General features: G+C 53.5%; 21 protein-coding genes, 4 tRNA genes and 1 riboswitch. Of the genes, 5 read left to right on the top strand and 20 right to left on the bottom strand.

The window, feature by feature from the left end; all coding sequences use genetic code 11:
• Positions 1 to 2 precede the first annotated feature (2 nt).
• On the top strand, positions 3 to 1,283 hold the full coding sequence (gene purD, locus EE896_RS17925) for a phosphoribosylamine--glycine ligase (protein WP_140915618.1): 1,281 nt from the start codon (positions 3 to 5) through the stop codon (positions 1,281 to 1,283).
• A 32-nt stretch (positions 1,284 to 1,315) separates the two neighbouring features.
• On the opposite strand, the gene EE896_RS17930 is transcribed toward purD, so the two are convergent.
• From EE896_RS17930 to nudC, 6 genes are all read right to left on the bottom strand, one after another.
• Complete coding sequence (locus tag EE896_RS17930) at positions 1,316 to 1,978, bottom strand: DUF1481 domain-containing protein (protein ID WP_003850138.1); 663 nt, start codon at positions 1,976 to 1,978, stop codon at positions 1,316 to 1,318.
• Between the two features lie 69 nt (positions 1,979 to 2,047).
• Positions 2,048 to 2,320 (bottom strand): nucleoid-associated protein HU-alpha, encoded by a 273-nt coding sequence (gene hupA / locus EE896_RS17935; protein ID WP_003850136.1) that lies wholly within the window; start codon positions 2,318 to 2,320, stop codon positions 2,048 to 2,050.
• Between the two features lie 188 nt (positions 2,321 to 2,508).
• Positions 2,509 to 3,099 carry a YjaG family protein gene (locus EE896_RS17940; RefSeq protein WP_003850135.1) on the bottom strand — a complete coding sequence of 197 codons (591 nt, stop codon included), beginning with the start codon at positions 3,097 to 3,099 and terminating at the stop codon, positions 2,509 to 2,511.
• Between the two features lie 63 nt (positions 3,100 to 3,162).
• On the bottom strand, positions 3,163 to 3,831 hold the full coding sequence (nfi, locus tag EE896_RS17945) for a deoxyribonuclease V (protein WP_003850133.1): 669 nt from the start codon (positions 3,829 to 3,831) through the stop codon (positions 3,163 to 3,165).
• A 2-nt stretch (positions 3,832 to 3,833) separates the two neighbouring features.
• A complete protein-coding gene (hemE, locus tag EE896_RS17950) occupies positions 3,834 to 4,901 on the bottom strand; it encodes a uroporphyrinogen decarboxylase (RefSeq protein WP_140915617.1) in 1,068 nt (355 codons plus the stop codon).
• A gap of 40 nt (positions 4,902 to 4,941) precedes the next feature.
• The gene (gene nudC / locus EE896_RS17955) at positions 4,942 to 5,712 is read right to left on the bottom strand and encodes an NAD(+) diphosphatase (RefSeq protein WP_039660701.1); all 771 of its coding nucleotides are present in this window, start codon (positions 5,710 to 5,712) and stop codon (positions 4,942 to 4,944) included.
• A gap of 89 nt (positions 5,713 to 5,801) precedes the next feature.
• On the opposite strand from nudC, the gene EE896_RS17960 reads away from it, so the two are divergent.
• The 3 genes from EE896_RS17960 (at position 5,802) to thiE (ending at position 9,201) form a co-directional block, all read left to right on the top strand.
• The gene (locus EE896_RS17960) at positions 5,802 to 6,308 is read left to right on the top strand and encodes an Rsd/AlgQ family anti-sigma factor (protein WP_003850126.1); all 507 of its coding nucleotides are present in this window, start codon (positions 5,802 to 5,804) and stop codon (positions 6,306 to 6,308) included.
• Positions 6,309 to 6,461: 153 nt separating this feature from the next.
• Positions 6,462 to 6,562: riboswitch (TPP riboswitch) on the top strand.
• 87 nt (positions 6,563 to 6,649) lie between these two features.
• Positions 6,650 to 8,572, top strand: a complete 1,923-nt coding sequence (gene thiC, locus EE896_RS17965; protein ID WP_003850124.1) for a phosphomethylpyrimidine synthase ThiC — start codon at positions 6,650 to 6,652, stop codon at positions 8,570 to 8,572.
• Positions 8,573 to 8,574: 2 nt separating this feature from the next.
• Entirely contained in the window at positions 8,575 to 9,201 is a 627-nt protein-coding gene (gene thiE, locus EE896_RS17970; protein WP_003850122.1) for a thiamine phosphate synthase, read from the top strand.
• 193 nt (positions 9,202 to 9,394) lie between these two features.
• Here the strand turns inward: thiE and EE896_RS17975 are convergent, their stop codons facing one another.
• A complete protein-coding gene (locus EE896_RS17975) occupies positions 9,395 to 10,849 on the bottom strand; it encodes an aminotransferase-like domain-containing protein (protein WP_039660698.1) in 1,455 nt (484 codons plus the stop codon).
• A gap of 174 nt (positions 10,850 to 11,023) precedes the next feature.
• Between EE896_RS17975 and EE896_RS17980 the strand changes: the two genes are divergently transcribed.
• On the top strand, positions 11,024 to 11,206 hold the full coding sequence (locus EE896_RS17980) for a DUF1127 domain-containing protein (protein ID WP_039660706.1): 183 nt from the start codon (positions 11,024 to 11,026) through the stop codon (positions 11,204 to 11,206).
• A gap of 54 nt (positions 11,207 to 11,260) precedes the next feature.
• Here the strand turns inward: EE896_RS17980 and rpoC are convergent, their stop codons facing one another.
• The 13 genes from rpoC to EE896_RS18045 all read right to left on the bottom strand — a co-directional run bounded on the left by rpoC (position 11,261) and on the right by EE896_RS18045 (position 25,515).
• Positions 11,261 to 15,484: a DNA-directed RNA polymerase subunit beta' gene (rpoC, locus tag EE896_RS17985; RefSeq protein WP_003850116.1), complete on the bottom strand. Its 4,224-nt coding sequence runs from the start codon at positions 15,482 to 15,484 to the stop codon at positions 11,261 to 11,263.
• A 129-nt stretch (positions 15,485 to 15,613) separates the two neighbouring features.
• Entirely contained in the window at positions 15,614 to 19,642 is a 4,029-nt protein-coding gene (rpoB, locus tag EE896_RS17990) for a DNA-directed RNA polymerase subunit beta (protein ID WP_008927143.1), read from the bottom strand.
• Positions 19,643 to 19,971: 329 nt separating this feature from the next.
• Complete coding sequence (rplL, locus tag EE896_RS17995) at positions 19,972 to 20,334, bottom strand: 50S ribosomal protein L7/L12 (protein WP_008927142.1); 363 nt, start codon at positions 20,332 to 20,334, stop codon at positions 19,972 to 19,974.
• Positions 20,335 to 20,399: 65 nt separating this feature from the next.
• The gene (gene rplJ, locus EE896_RS18000) at positions 20,400 to 20,897 is read right to left on the bottom strand and encodes a 50S ribosomal protein L10 (protein ID WP_003848098.1); all 498 of its coding nucleotides are present in this window, start codon (positions 20,895 to 20,897) and stop codon (positions 20,400 to 20,402) included.
• Positions 20,898 to 21,262: 365 nt separating this feature from the next.
• Positions 21,263 to 21,967, bottom strand: a complete 705-nt coding sequence (rplA, locus tag EE896_RS18005; RefSeq protein ID WP_003848092.1) for a 50S ribosomal protein L1 — start codon at positions 21,965 to 21,967, stop codon at positions 21,263 to 21,265.
• Positions 21,968 to 21,970: 3 nt separating this feature from the next.
• Complete coding sequence (gene rplK / locus EE896_RS18010; RefSeq protein ID WP_006121495.1) at positions 21,971 to 22,399, bottom strand: 50S ribosomal protein L11; 429 nt, start codon at positions 22,397 to 22,399, stop codon at positions 21,971 to 21,973.
• Positions 22,400 to 22,546: 147 nt separating this feature from the next.
• Entirely contained in the window at positions 22,547 to 23,092 is a 546-nt protein-coding gene (gene nusG, locus EE896_RS18015; protein WP_003848088.1) for a transcription termination/antitermination protein NusG, read from the bottom strand.
• 1 nt (position 23,093) lies between these two features.
• On the bottom strand, positions 23,094 to 23,477 hold the full coding sequence (gene secE / locus EE896_RS18020) for a preprotein translocase subunit SecE (protein ID WP_008927141.1): 384 nt from the start codon (positions 23,475 to 23,477) through the stop codon (positions 23,094 to 23,096).
• Positions 23,478 to 23,708: 231 nt separating this feature from the next.
• Positions 23,709 to 24,893, bottom strand: a complete 1,185-nt coding sequence (tuf, locus tag EE896_RS18025) for an elongation factor Tu (RefSeq protein ID WP_013359730.1) — start codon at positions 24,891 to 24,893, stop codon at positions 23,709 to 23,711.
• 108 nt (positions 24,894 to 25,001) lie between these two features.
• A tRNA-Thr gene (locus EE896_RS18030) sits at positions 25,002 to 25,077 on the bottom strand.
• Positions 25,078 to 25,082: 5 nt separating this feature from the next.
• Positions 25,083 to 25,157 (bottom strand) — tRNA-Gly (locus EE896_RS18035).
• A 190-nt stretch (positions 25,158 to 25,347) separates the two neighbouring features.
• Positions 25,348 to 25,432: transfer RNA gene (locus tag EE896_RS18040), tRNA-Tyr, on the bottom strand.
• A 7-nt stretch (positions 25,433 to 25,439) separates the two neighbouring features.
• Positions 25,440 to 25,515 (bottom strand) — tRNA-Thr (locus EE896_RS18045).
• Positions 25,516 to 26,108: the final 593 nt, after the last annotated feature.

Here is a 26,108-nt window from a genome sequence, read left to right on the forward strand (position 1 = left end):
AGATGAAAATTTTAGTAATCGGTAATGGCGGACGTGAACATGCTCTGGCCTGGAAAGCGGCTCAGTCGCCGTTAGCGGAAACGGTGTTTGTCACGCCGGGTAACGCGGGCACCGCATTAGAGCCTGCGCTTCAGAATATTGCGATCAGTGCGACAGATGTTCCCGCCCTGCTGGAATTTGCCCAGCGCGAAAAGATCGATCTGACGATTGTCGGACCTGAAGCGCCGCTGGTGATCGGCGTGGTCGATGCGTTCCGTAAGGCAGGCCTCGCTATCTTCGGTCCGACTCAGGCCGCTGCACAGCTGGAAGGTTCTAAAGCCTTCACCAAAGATTTCCTGTCACGTCATCAGATCCCGAGTGCCGAATACCAGAACTTCACCGAGGTTGAGCCCGCTCTCGCATATCTGCGCGAGAAAGGCGCGCCAATCGTTATAAAAGCCGACGGCCTGGCCGCAGGTAAAGGCGTGATTGTCGCGATGACGCTGCAGGAAGCGGAGGATGCGGTTCAGGATATGCTGGCCGGTAATGCCTTTGGTGATGCCGGACACCGCATTGTGATTGAAGAGTTTCTGGAGGGCGAAGAAGCCAGCTTCATCGTGATGGTGGACGGCGAGCATGTGCTGCCCATGGCCACCAGCCAGGATCACAAGCGTGTGGGTGATGGCGACACCGGTCCCAACACGGGCGGCATGGGTGCCTACTCCCCGGCGCCGGTGGTTACCGATGAGATCCACCAGCGCGTGATGGATCAGGTGATCTGGCCGACCGTGCGTGGCATGGCCGCTGAAGGCAACGTCTACACCGGTTTTCTTTATGCGGGCCTGATGATCGATCATACCGGACAGCCGAAAGTGATCGAATTCAACTGCCGCTTTGGCGATCCGGAGACGCAGCCGATCATGCTGCGCCTGCAGTCGGATCTGGTCGATCTTTGCCTGGCTGCCTGTGACGGTAAGCTGGATCAGAAAACGTCACAATGGGATCCACGACCTGCGCTGGGTGTGGTGCTGGCAGCTGGCGGTTATCCGGGTGATTATGCGCAGGGCGACCAGATTCATGGCCTGCCACTGGAGGAAGTGGCTGACGGTAAGGTATTCCATGCCGGAACACGTCTGGAAGAAGATCGGGTGCTGACCAACGGTGGCCGCGTGCTGTGTGTCACCGCGCTGGGCGACGACGTAGCAGCCGCACAAAAGCGGGCTTACGAGCTGACAAAGCCGATCTCATGGCAGGGTAGCTTCTGTCGCCGCGATATTGGCTACCGCGCCATTAATCGTAAATAAGCACAGGGGGCACAGCGTGCCCCCTTTTCACTTCACATATCGTCTTCTGTCGGCTGCTGTGAGCAGTCATCCTGCTGACTGACCCGCAACAACTGTAGCCCTTCCGGCGCTTCAAGCCACGACACCATGAGCGGTGCCGATGCGCTCTGCTGCTGCTGTATCAGCAACTGCCGATCGTCAGCGTCAAAAGCGGGTCTGACCTGCTGGCCTTCACACGTCTCCAGTCGATCGCTTCCCAGCCAGTGTCCCTGCTTCAGAAACACCCTGCCGCTTAAAAGCGCATCGCTGAGGTTACGCATCCGCTCCGCATCAAACTTGTAGAGCTCAATGGCATCCGGGCTGACCGCCTCACGCCGCCCTGCAAGCTGGCGCTGCATGAAGTTGAGACCACCCGCCTGATCAAAGCGCAGGGTCACATCGTCAGGCTGTTTGCCCTTTACCTGGCGCTGAATGCTGATCAACGACCCTTCCAGCCAGACGTAATCTGTCACTTCACCTTCACCGCCACTGAAGGGTGTATAGAGGGTGCGAATATGGACCGACTGATGATCGCTATTTTTGCGCCAGATACGGACAACACCACGATCGGCAAGATAGCCACTGGCAGAAAAAGGAGGAATATCCGGAGTTGAGCTGCAACCGAAAAGAATCAGGGAGAGAAACAGAATACAAAAACGCTGAAACAGCGGGGTCATGATGGCTTGCCTCTTAAACAAAAGGGGCGAAACGCCCCCTGTTTTAAAGCTTAACCGCAGTGCGACGTCTTACTTAACGGCGTCTTTCAGCGCTTTACCAGACACGAATGCCGGTACATTTGCTGCAGCGATTTTGATCTCTTTGCCAGTCTGCGGGTTACGACCGGTACGCTCAGCGCGGTGGTTCACTTTAAAAGTACCAAAACCAACCAGTTGTACAGCATCACCATCTTTCAGAGACTCAGTGATCGCAGCCAGAGTAGATTCCAGCGCTGCCTTTGCCTGGGTTTTAGACAGGTCAGCTTTTTCTGCGATCACATCAATCAGTTGAGTCTTGTTCATAAGTTATCCTTAAAGTGTATTTATCGCTTGCTAAGCAACGAGTGCGAGGGAAAAGCCATATTCTGGCACTCTTCTGCCTGCACGCACCGATAGCCACAATTTTCAGCCCCCCAAATGTAGACCAGACAGGGGGCCAATGTGAAGCCTCCAGGCGCGCTAATTCGGGCCTGAAGTCACGTTTTATCGCCTTACTGCTGGAAATTTATACCGATGTTGCTAATTCCAGCTTCACGCAGATCAGATCGCAGACCTTTAATCAATTCAAGGTCGCGCTCTTCACACTCCGCCAGCAGGCGGAAAATCTCCCACTGAAGGTCCCACTCATCGATGATAGCCGGGTTTTCACGCAGCTCGTCATCGGTCATTTCGCGCCCAGCCTGGGTCATCTCCAGCATAGCGACAGTGGTAATTGACGTCTCGCTGACTTCAATTGCATGTTCAAGCGTTTCACCGCTCAGCTGCGCATGCACGACTTCGCTTAGTGCCACACAGGCATCAATAGCCGGGTAAACGCCGTAAACGTCAAACGCATCGCCATCCGGAATGGCAGCTTCGAGCTTTTCCAGCTGGCTGTCGAAGTTAATCTTCGCATCTTTAACCGTCAGGTTTTCCCAGATCAGATCAAGAATGCGGCGATATAGCGCCGGATCGGCAAATTCAGTCTGCTCGCAGAACGCCCGATAGTTGGGATACATGCGCTCGCACAGGCAGGCCATAAACGTAAGGTGCTGCCAGCTTTCCAGCTTCGCCAGACGCAGATGAACGGGATTTTGTAACATAAAGGTGGCTCTTATTCGTTTCGCTGGCCGCAGTGTAACTGCAAAACCGCAGCACAAACAGTGTTAAAGCGCGTTTTGCCAGCGCTGGAAAGCGGTTCTGTTCGAGGCAACCGCATCGGCCCAGCGGGTCGGTTCCGGCAACCGGTAACCGCGCGTACAGTTTTCGACCCACTGCAGCGCAGTATTCAGGCTGACGCGATGACCCGTGGCGACAAACAACGGATTACAACGCAGCTTGCTGCGCCATACCCAGCCAATTTGCTCACCTTTGTCGATCAGCGGCTGCCGGCTCCCGGGCTGCGCGTCCAGATCGTCAAAACGACCGCACAAACGGCTTTTCGCAACGCCAATCGTCGGCACATCCACCAGCAGGCCAAAATGCGATGCGACGCCCAGTCGTCTTGGATGCGAAATACCGTGCCCATCCACAAACAGCAGGTCCGGCTTTTGTTCCAGCATCTGCCAGGCGGCCATCAGTGCCGGATACTCGCGGAATGAGAGAAAGCCCGGAATGTAGGGCATGGTGGTCTCAACGCGCGCGATACGATGCTCCACCAGCGTTAGCGAGGGATACTCCAGTATCACCATCGCCGCCCGCGTTACGGTGCCTTCCTGCTCAAATCCAACGTCCGCCCCGCCGATAAAACGGGGCGGCAGCACATCAAAGTCATCCTCACGCACTACCTCAGCGGCGCGTTGTAACTGCTCAGCGCGGAGTGCGGCAATGTCCATAATTACTCCTGATGCCAGGGACGTGATAAACGATGCACCGCTTCAACAAAGACACCCGCATTTTCAGGTGGTACATCCTGATGAATGCCGTGACCCAGATTGAAGACATGCCCGGTACCCGAGCCAAAACGTTCCAGGATGCCGGCCACTTCCTGTTCAATACGCTCCGGTGCCGCATAGAGCATTGAAGGATCCATGTTGCCCTGTAGCGCAACTTTGTCGCCCACGCGACGGCGGGCGTCGTCAATATCGGTGGTCCAGTCGAGACCCAGCGCATCACAACCGGTGGCTGCCATCGCTTCCAGCCACTGCCCGCCGCCTTTGGTGAAGAGCGTCACCGGCACGCGGCGACCGTCATTTTCACGCAGCAGGCCATCAACAATTTTATGCATGTAGTGAAGTGAGAACTCGCGATAATCACGACCAGTCAGCACGCCGCCCCAGGTATCAAACACCATGACAGACTGCGCACCGGCGCGGATCTGAGCATTGAGGTAGAGGATGACGCTGTCGGCCAGCTTATCCAGCATCGCGTGCAGCGTAGCCGGATCGACATACATCATCTTTTTGATTTTGGTAAACGCCTTGCTGCTGCCACCTTCCACCATGTAGGTGGCCAGCGTCCATGGACTGCCTGAGAAGCCAATCAGCGGCAGATCGCCGTTCAGGTTCTTACGGATGGTGCGGACCGCATTCATCACGTAGCCCAGTTCCATTTCTGGATCGGGTACCGGTAAACGCTCAACGTCAGCGCGACAGGTCACAGGGTTAGAGAAACGCGGGCCTTCGCCGGTTTCAAAGTAGAGACCCAGTCCCATCGCATCAGGAATGGTCAGGATGTCACTGAAGAGGATAGCGGCATCCAGCGGATAACGGCGCAGCGGCTGCAGGGTGACTTCGCAGGCCAGCTCGGCGTTTTTGCATAGCGACATAAAGTCACCCGCCTGGGCGCGTGTCGCTTTGTACTCCGGCAAATAGCGACCGGCTTGTCGCATCATCCATACCGGCGTGACATCAACTGGCTGGCGTAACAGGGCACGCAAATAACGATCGTTCTTCAGTTCACTCATCTCAACACTCTCTCAATAACAGGCGTGTAGTGTAGCACTTTCACGCTTCGGCGCGGCACAGGGCGACAGTATCTTCAATCAGACGACGCGCCACGGTGCCGGGAGGTGGCAGCAACGGCAGGTCATCAAAACGGAACCAGGCCGCATCCAGCAGTTCTTTGCCGTCGTGTTGCAGATCGCCGCTGTCATACTCTGCCATAAATGCTGTCATCAGCGATTGCGGGAAGGGCCACGGCTGGGAGGTCACGTAACGGACATTTTTGACGCGGATATTGCTCTCTTCCATCACTTCACGGGCCACGGCCTGCTCCAGTGTCTCACCAACTTCGACAAACCCGGCCAGCACGGTATAGACCTTATTGCGATGGCGGGCATGGTTCGCCAGCAGGATTTCATCGCCGCGACGGATCGCCACAATAATGCAGGGTGCAATCTGCGGATAGTAACGCTCGCGGCAATGGCTGCAGAGACAGGCAAACTCATGTTTGCTGTGATGCATTTCATGGCCGCAATAACCGCACCAGCGATGAGAACGGTAGAATTCCGCCAGCTGAACACCGCGACCCACCAGCTGAAACAGCGCTGCATCCTGATCGATTAGCTGACGGACTGAGAACATATCGGCAGAACGCGGTTCACAAATCAGCCAGACTTTTTCGCCCTGCCACTCACCAATGGTCCGGGCCATACTGCCAGTTAAACCAAATTTTTCGGCGTTTCCGTGGGGTAAATCACCTTGTGGCAACCAAATTTTCTGTTCATGGCTGACAATCCACCATCCAGCGTCTACGCTTGAGATTTCGCATTGCATTTATTTCGTCATCCTTAGCGTCAAATCGCACGCTGAAGCCCTGATGTTAAGTGTGTAGATAAACAACTATAACTCACATGGAGTTAGATATGCTTAACCAGTTAGACGTCCTGGCTGAACGCGTAGGTGGCAGTAATGAACTGGTCGATTCGTGGCTTGAAGCCCGTCGTCAGCTACTGGTGACCTATTATCACCTGGTGGGTCTTAAACCTAATAAAGAGGCGCTGACGCGTCTGGATGAACAGGCGCTCGACAACTTCTGTCATGGCCTGGTCGATTATCTTTCTGCGGGTCACTTCAGTATCTATGAGCGTGTGATCAGTGAAATGAGTGGCGACAGCCCGATGATCGCTGCCGCGCAGATTTATCCCCCGCTGGAGGCCAATACGGAACGTCTGATGCAGCTCTATGACGGCCACCTTCAGCAGGCGATTGATGACGAAAACTGCATGACCTTCCAGCAGGCGTTGTCCGAAGTGGGCGAAGTGCTGGAAGCCCGGTTTACACTTGAAGATAAGCTGATTCAGCTGGCATGGGACAACAAGCTCGTCCCCCCGCCAGTGGCGAATGACAGCCAAATCGCCCGCCCGGCCTGATTATCGCCGTCGGGAAAGGGGTTGAGATTATCTTCCAGCCCTTTTATGCTAAACAGGTTCTGCGGAGCGCTTTCCAATGAACCTTTTTTATTTGTGCTTTGAAATTTAAGCTTTTTACGCCGGAGTCTGTTACAGGACGCCAGTGCAAAAAGTAGCTTCTTGTCGGAGTGCCCAGTTGGGCTGAGACCGTTAATTCGGGATCCGCGGAACCTGATCAGGTTAGAACCTGCGAAGGGAACAAGAGTAAATATTCTCTGTATGTCAGCACGCTTACGCTGTCTATACGGTTACTCCTTCCGAACTCCGGACAAGCATCGTTCCCTCTTAACAGGAAGATTGCTATGTCTGACCCAAAAATGACCCGTCGTGAACAGCGTGCCCAGGCGCAGGAATTTATCGATTCTCTGCAAAGCGGCAGTGCCTTTCCCCAGTCCCGTCGCATCTGGATTACCGGCAGCCGGGAGGATATTCGCGTACCCATGCGTGAAATTACCCTGAGCCCGACCCACACTGGCGGTAGCAAAGAACAGCCTCTCTATGAGCAAAATGAAGCGGTGCCGGTCTATGACACGGCAGGCGCTTATGGTGATCCCGCGGCAGAGATTGATGTGCATCGTGGCCTGGAAAAGCTGCGCGCGCGCTGGATTACTGAACGCGGCGACAGCGAACTTCTTGAACAGAACAGCTCAGGCTATACCCAACAGCGACTGGCTGACGAGGGGCTGGATCATCTGCGCTTCGATCACCTTCCGACACCGCGCCGTGCCCGTGCCGGGCGCCGCGTCACGCAGCTGCACTATGCCCGCCAGGGGATCATCACCCCGGAGATGGAGTTTATCGCTCTGCGCGAAAACATGGGGCGCGAGCGAATCCGCAGTGAGGTGCTGCTGCAACAGCATCCGGGTCACAGCTTTGGTGCGCATCTGCCCGCCCGCATCACCCCCGAGTTTGTGCGTCAGGAAGTTGCTGCCGGACGCGCTATCATCCCGGCGAATATCAATCACCCTGAATCAGAGCCCATGATCATAGGCCGCAACTTTCTGGTTAAGGTTAACGCCAACATCGGTAATTCGGCGGTGACCTCTTCCATTGAAGAAGAAGTGGAAAAGCTGGTCTGGTCAACTCGCTGGGGTGCCGATACGGTGATGGATCTCTCTACCGGTCGTTATATTCATGAAACGCGCGAATGGATTTTGCGCAACAGCCCGGTGCCTATTGGTACGGTGCCGATCTATCAGGCGCTGGAAAAAGTGAATGGCGTGGCGGAGGCGCTGAACTGGGAAATATTCCGGGACACGCTGCTTGAACAGGCGGAACAGGGCGTCGATTACTTCACTATCCACGCGGGCGTGCTACTGCGTTATGTCCCGATGACGGCGAAACGTCTGACCGGCATCGTCTCGCGGGGCGGATCGATCATGGCGAAGTGGTGCCTGTCCCATCATCAGGAGAGTTTCCTCTATCAGCACTTCCGTGAGATCTGTGAAATCTGTGCGGCGTACGATGTCTCCCTGTCGCTGGGCGATGGCCTGCGTCCGGGTTCGATTCAGGATGCCAACGATGAAGCGCAGTTTGCCGAACTGCGTACCCTGGGTGAACTGACCCGTATTGCCTGGGAATATGATGTTCAGGTAATGATTGAAGGTCCGGGCCACGTGCCGATGCATATGATCCGCCGCAACATGACGGAACAGCTCGAGCTGTGCGATGAAGCCCCCTTCTACACCCTCGGTCCGCTGACCACCGATATCGCGCCCGGCTATGACCATTTCACCTCGGGTATCGGTGCCGCCATGATTGGCTGGTTTGGTTGTGCGATGCTGTGTTATGTCACACCTAAAGAGCATCTGGGTCTGCCCAACAAAGAGGATGTGAAACAGGGATTGATCACCTACAAAATCGCGGCGCATGCCGCCGATCTGGCCAAAGGCCACCCCGCTGCGCAGATCCGTGATAACGCCATGTCCAAAGCGCGCTTTGAATTCCGCTGGGAAGATCAATTCAATCTGGCGCTGGATCCCCACACGGCGCGTGCTATGCATGACGAAACCCTGCCGCAGGAGTCAGGAAAGGTGGCTCATTTCTGCTCGATGTGTGGCCCTAAATTCTGCTCAATGAAAATTTCTCAGGAGGTGCGCGAGTTTGCAGCACGCCAGGATGCGCGTGCCGAGCCGGTTGAAGTGGGCATGGCGCAGATGTCAGACCGTTTTCGCAGCCACGGCGGTGAGCTTTATCACCCTGCCGATGCCATTAAGGAGGAGTAACGATGCCCGCATTCCCTGCTACCGCCCCGCGCCTGGGGCTTTATCCGGTGGTTGATAGCCCCGAGTGGATTGAACGCCTGCTGGAGATGGGCGTTCGCACGCTGCAGCTGCGCATTAAGGATCAGCCCGATGCGATCGCTGAGCCCGCTATTGCCCATGCGATTGCACTGGGAAAACGCTATGACGCACGCCTGTTTATCAATGACTACTGGCAGCTGGCAATTAAACATCAGGCTTATGGCATACATCTGGGGCAGGAGGATATGGATGTGGCCGATCTTGCCCGCATTCATCAGGCCGGATTGCGTCTGGGGCTCTCCACCCATGACGACGCGGAGCTGGATCGCGCGCTGGCAATCCAGCCCTCTTACATCGCACTTGGGCATATTTTCCCGACGCAGACTAAAGAGATGCCTTCTGCGCCGCAGGGCATTGAGCAGCTGAAGCGACATCTGGCACGCCTGACGCATATTCCCACTGTGGCGATTGGCGGTATCTCGATTGCGCGAGCACCTGAGGTACTGGCAACCGGCGTTGGGAGTATTGCGGTAGTGAGTGCGATTACTCAGGCAGATGACTGGCGTGAAGCAACCCGGACACTGATGGCGCTGGCAGAACCTGGCCATTAAGGATTTGTGGAAGCTGTACCACATAGCCGCTGCAAAACGGGTAATGCCCGCATTCTTCCGGGAAAGCAGCGCGCAAACGTGAGGGTTGCCGCTGGCGTGCTGTGAGCCAAAACCTTAACGTGGCATCCGTCAGGTTAAGGTTAACTGACCAGGGCCGGTTCCCTCCTCTTGCCGGCCCTGCTTCTTCTTTCCTCTATACGATAGCAGAGGCTGAAGTCTGCGGCTCATGCTGGCACGAGAGCATAGCGCGTTCGACGGCCGCACCCACCCGCGCCAGCGCCTGTTCAGTTTGCTCGTTTATTGGCAGCCCGTAGTTTAAGCGCAGGCAGTTGCGATATTTGCCCGAGGCCGAAAAGAGTGAGCCTGCGGCAATCTGAATTTTTGACTCGCGCAGTTCCCGGTTAAGCAGGACCGCATCAAATGCTTCCGGGAGTTCAATCCACATCAGAAAACCGCCCTGAGGGCGGGAAACGCAGATGCCGCAGGGAAAGTAGTGGCGCACCCAGCAGCTAAAGGTTTCATAGTTACGATGATAGATTTGCCGCATCCGCCGTAGATGCAGCTGATAATGGCCCTGGCGGATAAACTCCGCAACCGCATGCTGAGGCTGCGTGGCGGTGGAGCCTGTGACGATATATTTCATGTGCAGCACGCGGTCGCGATAGCGTCCTGGTGCAACCCAGCCGACACGTAAACCGGGCGCCAGCGTTTTAGAAAAAGAGCTGCACAGCAGAACCCGGCCATCGAGATCCAGCGCTTTAATAGTAGGTGGGCGTGGGTATTCCCAGGCTAACTCACCATAAACATCATCTTCGATTACCGCCGCATCAAACCGCTGCGCCAGCGCCAGCAATGCCCGCTTACGCTGTTCAGGCATGATGAATCCCAGCGGATTATTGCAGTTCGGCACAACAACGACTGCTTTAATCGGCCATTGATCAAAGGCCAGTTCCAGCGCTTCCAGACTGATACCGGTGACCGCATCTGTTGGGATCTCAATGGCACGAATGCCAAAGCCGCGCAGGGTTTGCATGATGCCGTGAAACGACGGTGACTCAACGGCAATGATATCGCCCGGCTCGCAGACAGCCCGAACGGCGACCGATAACGCCTCATGGCAGCCGGTGGTAATAACAATGTCATCGGCGGTGAGCTGGCAGCCGCTGTCTATTGCCAGCCGTGCAACCTGTTGTCGCAGCGCGAGAACACCATAGAGGTTGTCATAATTCAGCAGCGCCATGTCCTGCTTCTGCGCCTGACGGCTGAATGCTTTCCACAGCGGCTTAAGCGTCGGCTGAGTCACATCCGGCATGCCGCTGCCCAGCTGCAACACATCATCCTCCAGTCGGCTGTTAATCAGCTCCAGCACCGCATCCCACTGCGTCACCTCAACCGGCCGCTGTGCAGGACGGGTAAGCGCAGGCATCGGGGGTGTCGCTTTGCGCGAGGCGACAAAATAGCCGGAGCGAGACTGCGGCGTGATCATCTGCTTCTCTTCCAGCAGATGATAAGCCTGCTGTACGGTGCTGATACTGACGCCATGTTCGGCACTCAGACTGCGTACCGAAGGCAGGCGCTCACCACTGCGATATAAACCCTGTTCAATGCGCTGAGCCAGCAGTGTGGCCAGATGTTCATATCGCGTCATTGTATTTCCTCTGTCTCAGATGATGAGCATTAACCAGTACAGTTATGCTTCTTTTTTACCATTCAGATCACGACAACCGCAATCTGTATGTTAAAAAAAGGTGATTTTTGCGTCTGTATCATACAGAGCGATGCGATGAAAATGGTCCTCAGATACTTCACTGAGGGCACTATCATGGGATACGACGAGAATCGCGCAGCTAAACCCTTTACAGGCACACCTTACCAGCTGGTTCGTTTCGTGTGGCGTAGTTATAAACGCTGGCAACTACGGCGTGAAACCCGTGTCATCCTGTCGAAACTGAGTGACAGTCAGTTGAAAGACATTGGTCTCAGGCGCAACGACTGGAATGCCTGAATGACAGACAAAAAAAACCCTGCCGAGGCAGGGTTTTTATCAGGCAAAGAACGATTAATCGTTTTTGTTGCCGCCGAGACCGGCGTTCAACAGTTCAGCCAGGCTGGCTGAGGCTTCATCCGCAGTAACCTGCGGTGCAACCGGCACTTCACCTGCCGCTTTACGGCGCATACGATCCTGATGGTACGCATAACCGGTACCGGCCGGAATCAGACGACCCACGATGACGTTCTCTTTCAGGCCGCGCAGTTCGTCGCGCTTGCCTGCAACTGCTGCTTCGGTCAGGACACGTGTCGTCTCCTGGAACGATGCTGCAGAGATGAACGATTCGGTAGCCAGTGACGCTTTGGTAATACCCAACAGGTCACGCATGAAGGTTGCGCCAACTTTTCCGTTCGCTTCCAGATCACGGTTAGAGATCTTGATGCGAGAGAATTCAGCCTGCTCACCTTCCAGGAAGTCTGCACTTCCTGCGCTCACGATGGTTGCTTTACGCAGCATCTGACGAACGATGACTTCGATGTGCTTATCGTTAATCTTAACGCCCTGCAGACGGTAAACTTCCTGCACTTCGTTAGTGATGTAACGGGTCACCGCATGCACGCCACGCAAGCGCAGGATGTCATGTGGAGACTCTGGGCCATCGGAAACCACGTCACCGCGCTCAACACGTTCACCTTCGAACACGTTCAGCTGACGCCATTTCGGAATCATCTCTTCGTACGGCTCGCTACCATCCAGCGGGGTAATGACCAGACGACGCTTACCTTTGGTCTCTTTACCGAAGGAGATGATGCCGCTGATCTCTGCCAGAATAGCGGGCTCTTTCGGACGACGCGCTTCGAACAGGTCAGCAACGCGTGGCAGACCACCGGTGATATCTTTGGTACCGCCAGATTCCTGCGGAACACGCGCTAACGTGTCACCGGCACTGATCTTAACGCCATCTTCCAGCTGAACAATCGCTTTACCTGGCAGGAAGTACTGAGCCGGCATATCGGTGCCCGGGATCAGAACGTCGTTGCCGTTGGCATCAACAATTTTCAGCGCAGGACGCAGATCTTTACCGCCCGCAGTACGTTCAGCACTGTCCAGAACCACCAGCGAAGAGAGACCGGTTAAGTCATCTGTCTGACGGGTAATGGTCTGGCCATCAACCATGTCAGTGAAGCGAATGAAACCGCCCACTTCGGTGATGACTGGCATGGTATGCGGATCCCAGTTTGCAACGGTTTCGCCCGCGGCAACCTGCTCACCATCACCTTTCGCCATGGTAGAACCATAAGGAACTTTATAGCTCTCTTTGGTACGACCAAATTCGTCGATCATTTTCAGTTCAACGTTACGCGAGGTGATCACCAGCTTGCCTGCCGAGTTCGTTACGGACTTGGCGTTGGTCAGCTTGATGGTACCTTTGTTCTTCACCTGAATGCTGGATTCAGCAGCCGCACGTGATGCCGCACCACCGATGTGGAACGTACGCATCGTCAGCTGTGTACCTGGCTCACCGATGGACTGTGCTGCGATAACACCGATCGCTTCACCTTTGTTGATGATGTGACCACGTGCCAGGTCGCGACCGTAGCAATGCGCACACACACCAAAGTCGGTTTCACAACCTACAACAGAGCGGACTTTCAGGCTGTCAACTGAGTTCAGTTCCAGCACGTCACACCAGTGCTCATCGAGCAGCGTGTTGCGTGGGACCAGAATGTCAGCAGTGCCCGGCTTCAGAACGTCTTCTGCCGTCACACGACCCAGTACACGTTCACGCAGTGGCTCTTTAACGTCGCCACCTTCGATGACAGGCGTCATCATGATGCCTTCGTGTGTACCACAGTCATCTTCGGTAACAACCAGATCCTGTGCAACGTCAACCAGACGACGCGTCAGATAACCGGAGTTCGCCGTTTTCAGTGCGGTATCCGCCAGACCTTTACGTGCACCGTGGGTTGAGATGAAGTACTGAAGTACGTTCAAACCCTCACGGAAGTTCGCCGTGATTGGTGTTTCGATGATGGAACCATCTGGTTTCGCCATCAGACCACGCATACCGGCCAGCTGACGAATCTGTGCAGCAGAACCACGCGCACCGGAGTCGGCCATCATAAAGATGCTGTTAAAGGAAACCTGTCGCTCTTCTGCACCGTCGCGGTTAATCACAACTTCGGTAGAGAGGTTTTCCATCATCGCCTTGGCAACACGTTCGTTGGCTGCTGCCCAGATATCGATGACTTTGTTGTAACGTTCGCCTGCGGTTACCAGACCAGACTGGAACTGTTCCTGAATTTCAGCCACTTCCGCTTCCGCTTCGGTGATGATTTCCACTTTCTTCTCTGGAATAACCATATCATCGATACCGACTGACGCGCCTGAACGGGCAGCGTAAGCGAAACCGGTGTACATGGTCTGGTCAGCAAAGATAACCGTCGGCTTCAGACCCAGAATGCGGTAACAGGTGTTAAGCATTTTGGAGATAGCTTTTTTGCCCAGCGCCTGGTTAACGATAGAGAACGGCAGACCTTTCGGCACGATCATCCACAGGATGGCACGGCCAATCGTTGTATCGATGATGCTGGTTTTAGCAACCCACTCATCCTGCTCGTTTTTCTCGTGTTCAGTGATACGCACTTTAACGCGAGCATGCAGAGAGGCCAGGCCAGCGCGATAAACACGCTCAGCTTCTTTCGGGCCAGTCAGCACCATGCCTTCGCCTTTAGCGTTAACACAGTCACGGGTCATGTAATACAGACCCAGTACAACGTCCTGAGAAGGAACGATGATTGGCTCGCCGTTCGCAGGTGACAGGATGTTGTTAGTCGACATCATCAGCGCACGCGCTTCCAGCTGGGCTTCCAGCGTCAGCGGTACGTGAACAGCCATCTGGTCACCATCGAAGTCGGCGTTATAGGCCGCACAAACCAGCGGGTGCAGCTGGATTGCTTTACCTTCGATCAGAACCGGTTCAAAGGCCTGAATACCCAGACGGTGCAGCGTAGGCGCACGGTTCAGAAGAACCGGGTGCTCACGGATCACTTCGTCGAGGATATCCCAGACAACCGCTTCTTCGCGCTCAACCATTTTCTTCGCGGCTTTGATGGTGGTGGCCAGGCCACGCAGTTCCAGCTTGCCGTAAATGAACGGTTTGAACAGTTCGAGTGCCATTTTCTTAGGCAGACCGCACTGATGCAGACGCAGGTATGGACCAACGGTGATAACCGAACGACCAGAATAGTCGACACGTTTACCCAGCAGGTTCTGACGGAAACGACCCTGCTTACCTTTGATCATGTCAGCCAGCGATTTCAGCGGACGCTTGTTGGAACCGGTGATCGCACGACCGCGACGACCGTTGTCCAGCAGTGCATCGACCGCTTCCTGCAACATACGCTTTTCGTTGCGTACGATGATATCTGGCGCAGCCAGATCCAGCAGGCGCTTCAGACGGTTGTTACGGTTGATCACGCGACGATAAAGATCGTTCAGATCCGACGTTGCGAAACGGCCACCATCCAGCGGTACCAGCGGACGCAGATCCGGTGGCAGAACAGGCAGCACGGTCAGGATCATCCACTCTGGCTTGTTACCAGACTGTACGAACGCTTCCAGCAGCTTGATACGCTTGGTCAGCTTTTTACGTTTGGTTTCGGAGTTGGTTTCGTTCAGCTCTTCACGCAGCTGCTCGCACTCCTGCTCCAGATCCATGTTTTTCAACAGGGCCTGGATCGCTTCGGCGCCCATTTTGGCGTCGAACTCGTCACCGAACTCTTCCAGAGCGTCAAGGTACTGCTCTTCAGTCAGGATCTGACGCTTCTCGAGGTTGGTCATGCCACCTTCGATTACAACGTAAGATTCAAAGTAGAGCACGCGCTCGATGTCACGCAGTGGCATATCCAGCAGTAAGCCGATACGCGATGGCAGTGACTTCAGGAACCAGATGTGCGCAGTCGGCGACGCCAGTTCGATGTGGCCCATACGCTCACGGCGTACTTTAGTCTGGGTCACTTCAACGCCGCACTTCTCACAAATCACACCACGGTGTTTCAGGCGCTTATACTTGCCGCACAGGCACTCATAGTCTTTTACCGGCCCGAAGATACGGGCACAGAACAGACCATCGCGCTCTGGCTTAAAAGTACGGTAGTTAATGGTTTCTGGCTTTTTCACTTCACCAAAAGACCAGGAACGGATCATGTCTGGCGAAGCCAGCGCAATTTTGATCGCATCAAACTCTTCGGTCTTAGTTTGCGCTTTCAGAAACTTAAGTAAGTCTTTCACGGATTAGCTCCCGTCGGAGTGAGACTCAGAGGGCGTCCAACCGAAATTGAACGCCCCGTAACCAGTACAATTGCGAGCGCTTTAAACCCTGCGCTATCAGGCGGCGGCGAACCGCAGCCTGAAAAGGGGTTACTCGTCTTCCAGCTCGATGTTGATACCCAGCGAGCGAATCTCTTTCAACAGTACGTTGAAGGATTCCGGCATGCCCGGTTCCATCTGATGGTTACCGTCAACGATGTTTTTATACATCTTGGTACGGCCGTTGACGTCATCAGACTTAACGGTAAGCATTTCCTGCAGGGTATACGCGGCACCGTATGCTTCCAGTGCCCATACTTCCATCTCACCAAAGCGCTGACCACCGAACTGTGCCTTACCACCCAGCGGCTGCTGAGTAACCAGGCTGTAGGAACCGGTTGAACGTGCATGCATCTTGTCATCAACCAGGTGGTTGAGTTTCAGCATGTACATGTAGCCAACGGTTACCTGACGTTCGAACTGCTCACCGGTACGGCCGTCAAACAGGGTAATCTGACCGGAAGAAGGCAAGCCGCCGAGCTGCAGCAGCTCTTTGATTTCACTCTCTTTCGCGCCATCAAACACCGGAGTGGCGATTGGCATACCTTTCTTCAGGTTCTCCGCCAGACGAAGAACTTCGTCATCGGAGAAGGTGTTCAGGTCAACTTTCTGACGCAGATCGCTACCCAGGTCATAGGCGCGCTGGATGAATTCGCGCAGTTTCGCGACTTCTTCCTGCTTCTTCAGCATGGCGTTGATCTTTTCGCCGATGCCTTTCGCTGCCATGCCCAGGTGGGTTTCCAGAATCTGACCGATGTTCATACGCGATGGTACGCCCAGCGGGTTCAGAACGATGTCAACCGGCGTGCCGTTTTCATCGTAAGGCATATCTTCGATCGGGTTGATCTTGGAGATAACACCTTTGTTACCGTGACGGCCTGCCATTTTGTCACCCGGCTGAATCTGACGCTTAACAGCCAGATAAACCTTAACGATTTTCAGCACGCCTGGTGCCAGATCATCGCCCTGGGTGATTTTACGACGCTTACCTTCGAGTTTTTTCTCAAACTCGTGCTTCAGTTCGTCGTACTGCTCTGCCAGCTGCTCCAGCTGGTTTTGCTTGGCTTCGTCAGTCAGACCCAGTTCCAGCCAGCGCTCGCGCGGCAGCTTGTCCAGTTTGTCTGCTTCAACGCCACCAGAAATCAGGACGTTCTGAATACGGCTGAACAGGCCCGCTTCCAGAATCTGCAGTTCTTCAGACAGGTCTTTTTTGGCCTGCTTCAGCTGCATCTCTTCAATTTCCAGCGCACGTTTGTCTTTTTCCACGCCATCGCGGGTAAAGACCTGAACGTCAATCACGGTGCCTGACACGCCATTCGGTACGCGCAGTGACGAATCTTTCACGTCAGAGGCTTTTTCACCGAAGATAGCGCGCAGCAGTTTCTCTTCTGGCGTCAGCTGGGTCTCACCTTTCGGCGTGACCTTACCAACCAGAATGTCACCACCGGTCACTTCAGCACCGATGTAGACAATGCCTGACTCATCCAGTTTAGAGAGAGCGGCTTCACCCACGTTCGGGATATCAGCGGTAATCTCTTCCGGCCCCAGTTTGGTGTCACGCGACACGCAAGCCAGTTCCTGAATATGGATAGTCGTAAAGCGATCTTCCTGAACCACACGCTCGGAGACCAGGATGGAGTCTTCGAAGTTGTAGCCGTTCCACGGCATGAACGCTACGCGCATGTTCTGGCCCAGTGCCAGTTCACCCAGATCGGTGGACGGGCCATCTGCCAGCACGTCGCCGCGCTCAACCGGCTCACCCAGAGAAACACATGGCATCTGGTTGATGCAGGTGTTCTGGTTAGAACGGGTATATTTGGTCAGGTTATAAATGTCGATACCGGCTTCGCCAGCATGCATTTCGTCTTCGTTCACTTTGATAACGATACGTGATGCGTCGACGTACTGAACGGTACCGCCACGTTTCGCAACGGCGGTAACACCGGAGTCAACAGCAACAGCACGTTCCATACCGGTACCAACCAGCGGCTTGTCAGCACGCAGAGTCGGAACGGCCTGACGTTGCATGTTCGCACCCATCAGGGCGCGGTTGGCGTCATCGTGTTCCAGGAACGGGATCAGGGACGCACCGACAGAAACGATCTGTTGGGTCGAAACGTCCATGTAGTCAACCTGATCACGGCTGAACAGACTTGATTCGCCTTTGCTACGGCAGGTGACTAAGTCATCAACAAACGCGCCGTTATCATCAAGAGGGGCGTTCGCCTGAGCGATAACGTAGTTACCCTCTTCGATAGCAGAAAGGTAATGAATCTCGTCAGAAACCAGACCGTCGATAACACGGCGATAAGGTGTCTCAAGGAAACCGTACTCGTTCGTCTGTGCATAAACAGACAAGGAGTTGATCAGACCGATGTTCGGACCTTCAGGGGTTTCGATTGGGCAGACACGACCGTAGTGCGTTGGGTGTACGTCACGCACTTCGAAGCCGGCACGCTCACGCGTCAAACCACCCGGGCCGAGAGCAGAGATACGACGTTTGTGCGTAATCTCTGACAGCGGGTTGTTCTGATCCATGAACTGAGAAAGCTGGCTTGAACCAAAGAACTCTTTCACCGCGGCCGAAATCGGCTTCGCGTTGATCATGTCCTGTGGCATCAGGGTATCCAGGTCGCCCAGTGACAGACGCTCTTTAACCGCACGCTCAACACGCACCAGACCCACACGGAACTGGTTCTCAGCCATTTCACCGACTGAACGAATACGACGGTTACCGAGGTGGTCGATATCGTCCACTTCGCCTTTACCGTTACGGATGTCGATCAGCTTCTTCATCACTTCGATGATGTCGTCTTTGCTCAGGATGCCTGAACCTTCGATTTCATCACGCAGTAATGAGCGGTTGAACTTCATACGACCAACAGCAGACAGATCGTAACGATCTTCAGAGAAGAACAGGTTCTCAAACAGGTTCTCTGCTGCTTCGCGTGTTGGCGGCTCACCAGGACGCATCATGCGGTAGATCTCAACCAGTGCGCTCAGGCGATCGCTGGTTGGGTCGACACGCAGGGTCTCGGAGATATAAGGACCGTGGTCCAGATCATTGGTGAACAGCGTTTCGATGCGCTTGTGACCGGACTGGCTCAGTTTAGCCAGCAGATCCAGTGACAGTTCCATGTTCGCTGCAATGATCAGCTCACCGGTGCTCTCATCGATGTAGTCTTTAGCGACCACTTTGCCCGCGATATATTCAACCGGAACTTCGATGTGCTGAATGCCATCTTTTTCCAGCTGACGGATATGGCGCGCAGTAATACGGCGTGCTTTTTCGACGTAGACGGTGCCGTTCGCTTCGATATCGAAGGTAGCGGTTTCACCGCGCAGGCGCTCAGGCACCAGCTCCATCTGCAGCTTGTTGTCACGGATTTCAAACACCACTTTCTCGAAGAAGATATCGAGGATCTGAGGTGTAGTGAACTGCAACGCACGCAGGATGATAGTGGCCGGCAGCTTACGACGACGGTCAATACGGACAAACAGGTTATCTTTCGGGTCAAACTCAAAGTCGAGCCATGATCCGCGGTAAGGGATGATACGTGCGTTGTACAGCACTTTACCCGATGAGTGGGTTTTACCCTTATCGCTATCAAAGAACACGCCAGGACTACGGTGCAGCTGAGAAACGATAACGCGCTCGGTACCATTGATAACAAAGGTACCGTTGTCGGTCATGAGCGGAATTTCGCCCATGTAGACTTCTTGTTCTTTAATGTCTTTTACGGTGCCTTCTGGCGCTTCGCGCTCATAGACCACCAGACGCAGTTTCACGCGCAGCGGTGCCGAATAGGTCACGCCACGGATCTGACACTCTTTCACGTCAAAGACAGGTTCACCCAGGCGATAGCTCACATACTGCAACTCAGAGTTGCCGCTGTAGCTCGCAATAGGGAATACAGAACGGAATGCAGCTTCCAGTCCGTACTGACCTTCTGGATCTTGCTCGATAAACTTCTGGAACGAGTCGAGCTGGATGGAAAGGAGATAAGGTATGTCCAGTACTTGCGGACGTTTACCAAAATCCTTACGAATACGTTTTTTCTCGGTATAGGAGTAAACCATAGGGTTCCTCAGCTAGCTGACAAGTCGACCCACGCTGTCCGTCCTGACAGGACAGTTCATGCAACACGATTTTGTTTGATTCACTGGCTGCGCGGCAGCAGTGCAATACCTCTTTCTATCACGCTTAAATCATTTCATCGCTTTTGAGAAGGCAGGGAACCCGCACAGGAAAGCGGTATATTAAGTCGTCGATAGAGAAAGATATTGAAGAGTAACAATGGACAAACAGTGTGAAACCCCATTGAGACCCTGTAGCGCAAAAAGGCTGGTGACCAAAAAGTCACCAGCCATCAGTCTGAAACTACTCAGACTGCAACCCGAAGGTTGTCTTACTTAACTTCAACTTCAGCGCCAGCTTCTTTCAGAGCAGCTTCAAGTGCAGCTGCGTCGTCTTTGCTGATTGCTTCTTTGATCACGCCAGTTGCTTCAACCAGGTCTTTGGCTTCTTTCAGGCCCAGACCAGTTGCAGTACGTACGGCTTTGATTACTGCTACCTTGTTCGGGCCAACAGCTTTCAGGACTACGTCGAATTCAGTTTTTTCTTCAACAGCTTCAGCCGGGCCAGCAGCAACAGCTACAGCAGCAGCAGCAGAAACGCCGAATTTTTCTTCCATTGCAGAAACCAGCTCAACAACTTCCATTACGGACATCGCTGCAACAGCTTCCAGAATTTGGTCTTTAGTGATAGACATGACAATTGTTCCTAAGAATCAGAAAAAGTTTATACGTAAGCAAGTACGAAGAAAAGAATATGGCCTTAAGCCGCTTCTTTTGCATCGCGTACAGCAGCCAGAGTGCGGACCAGTTTGCCGGCAGCGGCTTCTTTCATGGTCGACATCAGACGTGCCAGTGCTTCTTCGTAGGTCGGCAGAGTTGCCAGACGGTCAATATTGGCCGCCGTGATCAGCTCACCTTCAAAGGCTGCAGCTTTGACCTCAAATTTTGCATTCGCTTTCGCGAAATCTTTGAACAGACGAGCAGCAGCGCCCGGGTGTTCCATAGAATATGCAATCAGGGTCGGACCAACAAACGTGTCTTTCAGGCACTCAAATTGAGTTCCTTCAACGACGCGGCGCAGCAGGGTGTTACGAACAACACGCATGTAAACGCCAGCTTCACGGCCTGCTTTACGCAGTTCGGTCATTTTATCAACGGTAACGCCACGGGAATCCGCAACAACCGCTGAAAGCGCACCTTTGGCTACTTCGCTGACTTCAGCAACAATCGCTTGTTTGTCTTGAAGATTTAATGCCATTAGCTTTTGCTCCTGGATTTGACCGGGAAAGGATTTCCCCGGAACTCACTTCACTTAACCACCCCGAAGGGTGGTAAGCGCTCGAACACGGTGAGCAGAATCCAGCTAAGAAAAAATTCTTTTGGTTCTGTCACCGTCTACGCAGGGTATTAAGCGGAATATCCGGAGATAAACAGCGCCTGCGGTCTTGGACGGAGGCCAGGATAAGGCCTGGCTCCAACCTAAATTCTGTGTGACACAGCAGAGTCAGAAGGAAAGGCGATAAACGCAACAGTCAGTTCCGACTCTCTGATGTCCTGTTCTGCTAATAACAGAACAACGGGCGTAAGATTCTAGGTGAATTTTTCGCCCGTTTCAAGCAGCAATTAGTTTGCTGTTGCGTTCAGACCAGCCTGGTCAACGGCAACGCCGGCGCCCATGGTGGTTGAAAGGCTGACTTTCTTGATGTACACGCCTTTCGCCTGAGATGGTTTTGCTTTTTTCAGCGCGACCAGCAGAGATTCCAGGTTTTCTTTCAGTTTGTCAGCGTCAAAGTCCACTTTACCGATGGTAGTGTGGATGATGCCGTTTTTGTCGTTACGATAACGAACCTGACCCGCTTTAGCATTCTTAACTGCTTCAGCAACGTTAGGGGTTACAGTACCGACTTTCGGGTTTGGCATCAGGCCGCGTGGGCCCAGAATCTGGCCTAACTGGCCAACAACGCGCATTGCATCCGGAGAAGCAATAACAACGTCAAAATTCATTTCGCCTTTCTTAATCTGATCAGCCAGGTCTTCCATACCTACCAGCTCAGCGCCTGCTGCTTTAGCAGCTTCAGCGTTTGCGCCCTGGGTGAAGACAGCAACACGTACTGAACGACCAGTACCGTGTGGCAGAACGGTCGCGCCGCGCACGTTCTGATCAGATTTACGTGCATCAATGCCGAGGTTGACAGCAACGTCAACGCTTTCAACGAACTTGGCAGTAGCCAGTTCTTTCAGCAGAGCAACAGCTTCAGCAATGTCATACTGCTTGGTCGCGTCAACTTTGTCGCGAATTACGGTCATGCGCTTGGTCAGCTTAGCCATTTCTTAGTCCTCTACTACCAGGCCCATGGAACGAGCAGTACCTTCGATTGAGCGAGTCATCGCTTCAACGTCAGAACCAGTCATGTCCGCAGCTTTGGTTTCTGCGATTTCACGTACCTGAGCACGAGTCACTTTACCGACTTTATCTTTGTTCGGCTTACCAGAACCAGACTTGATGCCCGCTGCTTTTTTCAGCAGTACGGCAGCCGGAGGCGTTTTGGTAATGAAGGTAAAAGAACGGTCGCTGTATACGGTGATAACAACAGGAGTCGGCAGACCTTTTTCCAGAGATTCGGTCTTAGCGTTGAACGCTTTACAGAATTCCATGATGTTAACGCCCTGCTGACCCAGTGCTGGACCAACCGGTGGACTTGGGTTCGCCATACCAGCTGCAACCTGCAGCTTGACGTAGGCTTGGACTTTCTTAGCCATGATATTTCCTCAATTGGGTTATAGCGCCTGTAAAGGCTCCCCGTGATAACGATTTACACGCTGTTGCCAGCGCATAAAAACAAAAGGCGCGAAATTGTAGTTAAATTTCGCGCCTGCTGCAACAGCTAATTTGTGAGCGGAAAGAGGTTAACCTTTCTCCACCTGACCAAAGTCCAGCTCAACCGGTGTTGCACGACCAAAGATAGATACGGAAACCGTCAGGCGGCTCTTCTCGTAATCCACATCTTCAACCACACCGTTAAAGTCAGCAAATGGACCGTCATTAACGCGAACCATTTCACCCGGCTCAAACAGCGTTTTCGGACGAGGCTTGTCGCCGACCTGCTGCAGACGGTTCATGATCGCATCAACTTCTTTATCGCTGATAGGCGCCGGACGGTCAGAGGTACCGCCGATGAAACCCATCACGCGCGGGACGCTGCGTACTAAGTGCCAGCTGGCGTCATTCATGACCATCTGAACCAGTACGTATCCCGGGAAAAACTTGCGCTCGCTCTTACGACGCTGGCCACCACGGATTTCAACGACTTCTTCAGTCGGAACCATGACGTCGCCAAACAGCTCTTCCATGTTGTGCAATTTGATATGCTCGCGCAGCGATTGGGCTACGCGGCCTTCAAAACCGGAAAACGCCTGTACGACGTACCAGCGTTTCTTTGGAGCTTCAGACATCTCAGAACCTCAGGCCAGTGATAAACGATACCAGACGGACCAGAATACCATCCAGCCCCCACAAAATCAGTGACATCACGGCAGTAACCGCGGCAACGATTAACGTGGTGTGCAGCGTTTCCTGGCGGGTTGGCCAGATAACCTTACGCATTTCTGTTCTTGCTTCACGAGCAAAAGCCACGGTCGCTTTGCCTTTGGTCGTTAAAAGCGCAATGCCGCCAGCCGCTGCAATCAGTACAACTACGGCTAATGCACGCAGTGGCAGTGACACATCACGATAGAGGTAGTTACCTACAATCGCTGCAAGCAGCAGTAATACAACTACTACCCACTTTACCGCTTCCAGGCCACGCCCGCTCCCTTGAGCTTCGGTATTCGCACTCATAAACCAACCTGCCACAATAATTCAGAAACTATTCTGCCCCGCAGTGCGAGGCGTCCAAACCGAATGAGCTTTTGAGGCGTAACTCGGTATCCAACGCCGCATAACAGAGCCTGTCTCAGCAATGATTATGATTCAAAAAATCACTGATGAGCCAGGTTCTATGAAACAGCGTGCAAAAAGGGCATCAAATGATGCCCTTTCCGTGTGCATTGCGTCAAACGTTATCGGTAATTATGCGATAACTTTAGCAACAACACCCGCGCCAACGGTACGGCCACCTTCGCGGATTGCGAAGCGCAGACCTTCGTCCATTGCGATTGGGTGGATCAGGGTAACAACCATTTTGATGTTGTCGCCTGGCATGACCATTTCAACGCCTTCTGGCAGCTCTACTGAGCCGGTTACGTCAGTTGTACGGAAGTAGAACTGTGGACGATAGCCTTTGAAGAACGGAGTATGGCGACCACCTTCGTCTTTAGACAGAACGTAAACTTCTGACTCGAACTGGGTGTGTGGCTTGATTGAGCCTGGCTTAGCCAGAACCTGGCCACGCTGGATGTCTTCACGCTTGATACCGCGCAGCAGAACACCACAGTTTTCGCCTGCCTGACCCTGGTCCAGCAGCTTACGGAACATCTCAACACCGGTACAGGTTGATTTCGCAGTATCTTTGATACCCACGATTTCAACTTCGTCGCCGACTTTAACGATGCCGCGCTCAACACGACCGGTAACAACAGTACCACGGCCAGAGATTGAGAATACGTCTTCGATTGGCAGCAGGAACGGCATGTCGATCGCACGGACTGGATCCGGGATGTAGTTGTCCAGGTGTTCAGCCAGTTCGATGATTTTCGCTTCCCACTCAGGAACGCCTTCCAGCGCTTTCAGAGCAGAACCACGAACGATTGGGGTGTCGTCGCCTGGGAAGTCGTACTGTGACAGCAGGTCACGTACTTCCATCTCTACCAGCTCCAGCAGCTCTTCATCATCAACCATGTCACACTTGTTCAGGAACACGATGATGTAAGGAACGCCAACCTGACGACCCAGCAGGATGTGCTCACGGGTTTGTGGCATTGGGCCATCAGTCGCAGCAACAACCAGGATCGCGCCGTCCATCTGCGCAGCACCGGTGATCATGTTTTTCACATAGTCGGCGTGGCCTGGGCAGTCAACGTGAGCGTAGTGACGTGCAGCAGTCTCATACTCAACGTGAGCGGTGTTGATGGTGATACCGCGGGCTTTTTCTTCAGGTGTGCTGTCGATCTGATCGAATGCACGTGCCTGGCCGCCGTTGGTTTTAGCCAGTACGGTAGTGATAGCTGCAGTCAGGGTGGTTTTACCGTGGTCAACGTGACCGATGGTGCCCACGTTTACGTGCAGTTTGTTACGTTGAAATTGCTCTTTAGCCATCGCTAGTCCCTCTAAGACACGGATATATCAATGATATCATCACATTAACCAGGCATTGCCTGACTGCAAGGAAGTTACAGAGAAAATCAGGAGGGAGATTAAAGGAAGTGGTGCTGATACCCAGAGTCGAACTGGGGACCTCACCCTTACCAAGGGTGCGCTCTACCAACTGAGCCATATCAGCACATCTGGAGCGGGCAGCGGGAATCGAACCCGCATCATCAGCTTGGAAGGCTGAGGTAATAGCCATTATACGATGCCCGCATCCTGGAACTCGGCTACCTGTTCTTTCTGTAGCTTGCAGATAACAGTGAATGTTTCTCTGCTATCTACTGTCTGCCAGCGAAGCTGACCGACGTTGACTTCGCTAACGCTCAGTCTGAATTCAGGGTGATAAGTGACTCACCTGACAGATAAACAGGTTGTTTACCTGTACTCAACCGTGAGGCTGAGATGGTGGTGGGAGAAGGATTCGAACCTTCGAAGTCTGTGACGGCAGATTTACAGTCTGCTCCCTTTGGCCGCTCGGGAATCCCACCTACTTGATGGTGCCGGCTACCGGAATCGAACTGGTGACCTACTGATTACAAGTCAGTTGCTCTACCAACTGAGCTAAGCCGGCATCAAGTGGAGCGCATTCTAGGAAGGTCGGGCCTTCGATGCAACTAAAAAATCACTAATTTTGTTCTATCGCTTACTATTTGTGCAAATCATCGCATTCTGGCGTTTTTGTGCAGAATATTTGTGCGATCTGGTCCTTTTTTTACACCGCCCACCCTGCCTCGCTATCGTCCCCTGCTGCTCTGGCATGCTCTTTTTAAGGTAAAATATTCCGCCCATCGCCTTTTTATTTTGCGCAGCCTGTTCTGAGTGATGCTTTTTTAACCCTTATCGGCGTTATTTTTCGTGCACTTAAGATATCTGCAGAACAGGGAGACGTTTTTGTCCTGCATATCTCTCTCGCTGGTACGACGATAACGGTAAAAAACGCTTCCAGTGTCTCGCAGCTCTTTATTCATAAGTTGGGAAACACACGCTGCATATTGAATGTATGCGCTTTTAGCCTCTCTCTACGCCGTTACAGCTCTATTGGGTCATAAAGGCGTGTGAATACTATTTAAGGCAGATAAAAGCCGCACATAAGCTTTGATGGCCCGTGTAGCACTATACGCAGTGATACAGCTGTCAGAATTAGCGTTATTATGATGTTTTGTG

Source organism: Pantoea eucalypti (assembly GCF_009646115.1).
GTDB classification, from domain to species: Bacteria; Pseudomonadota; Gammaproteobacteria; order Enterobacterales; family Enterobacteriaceae; genus Pantoea; species Pantoea eucalypti.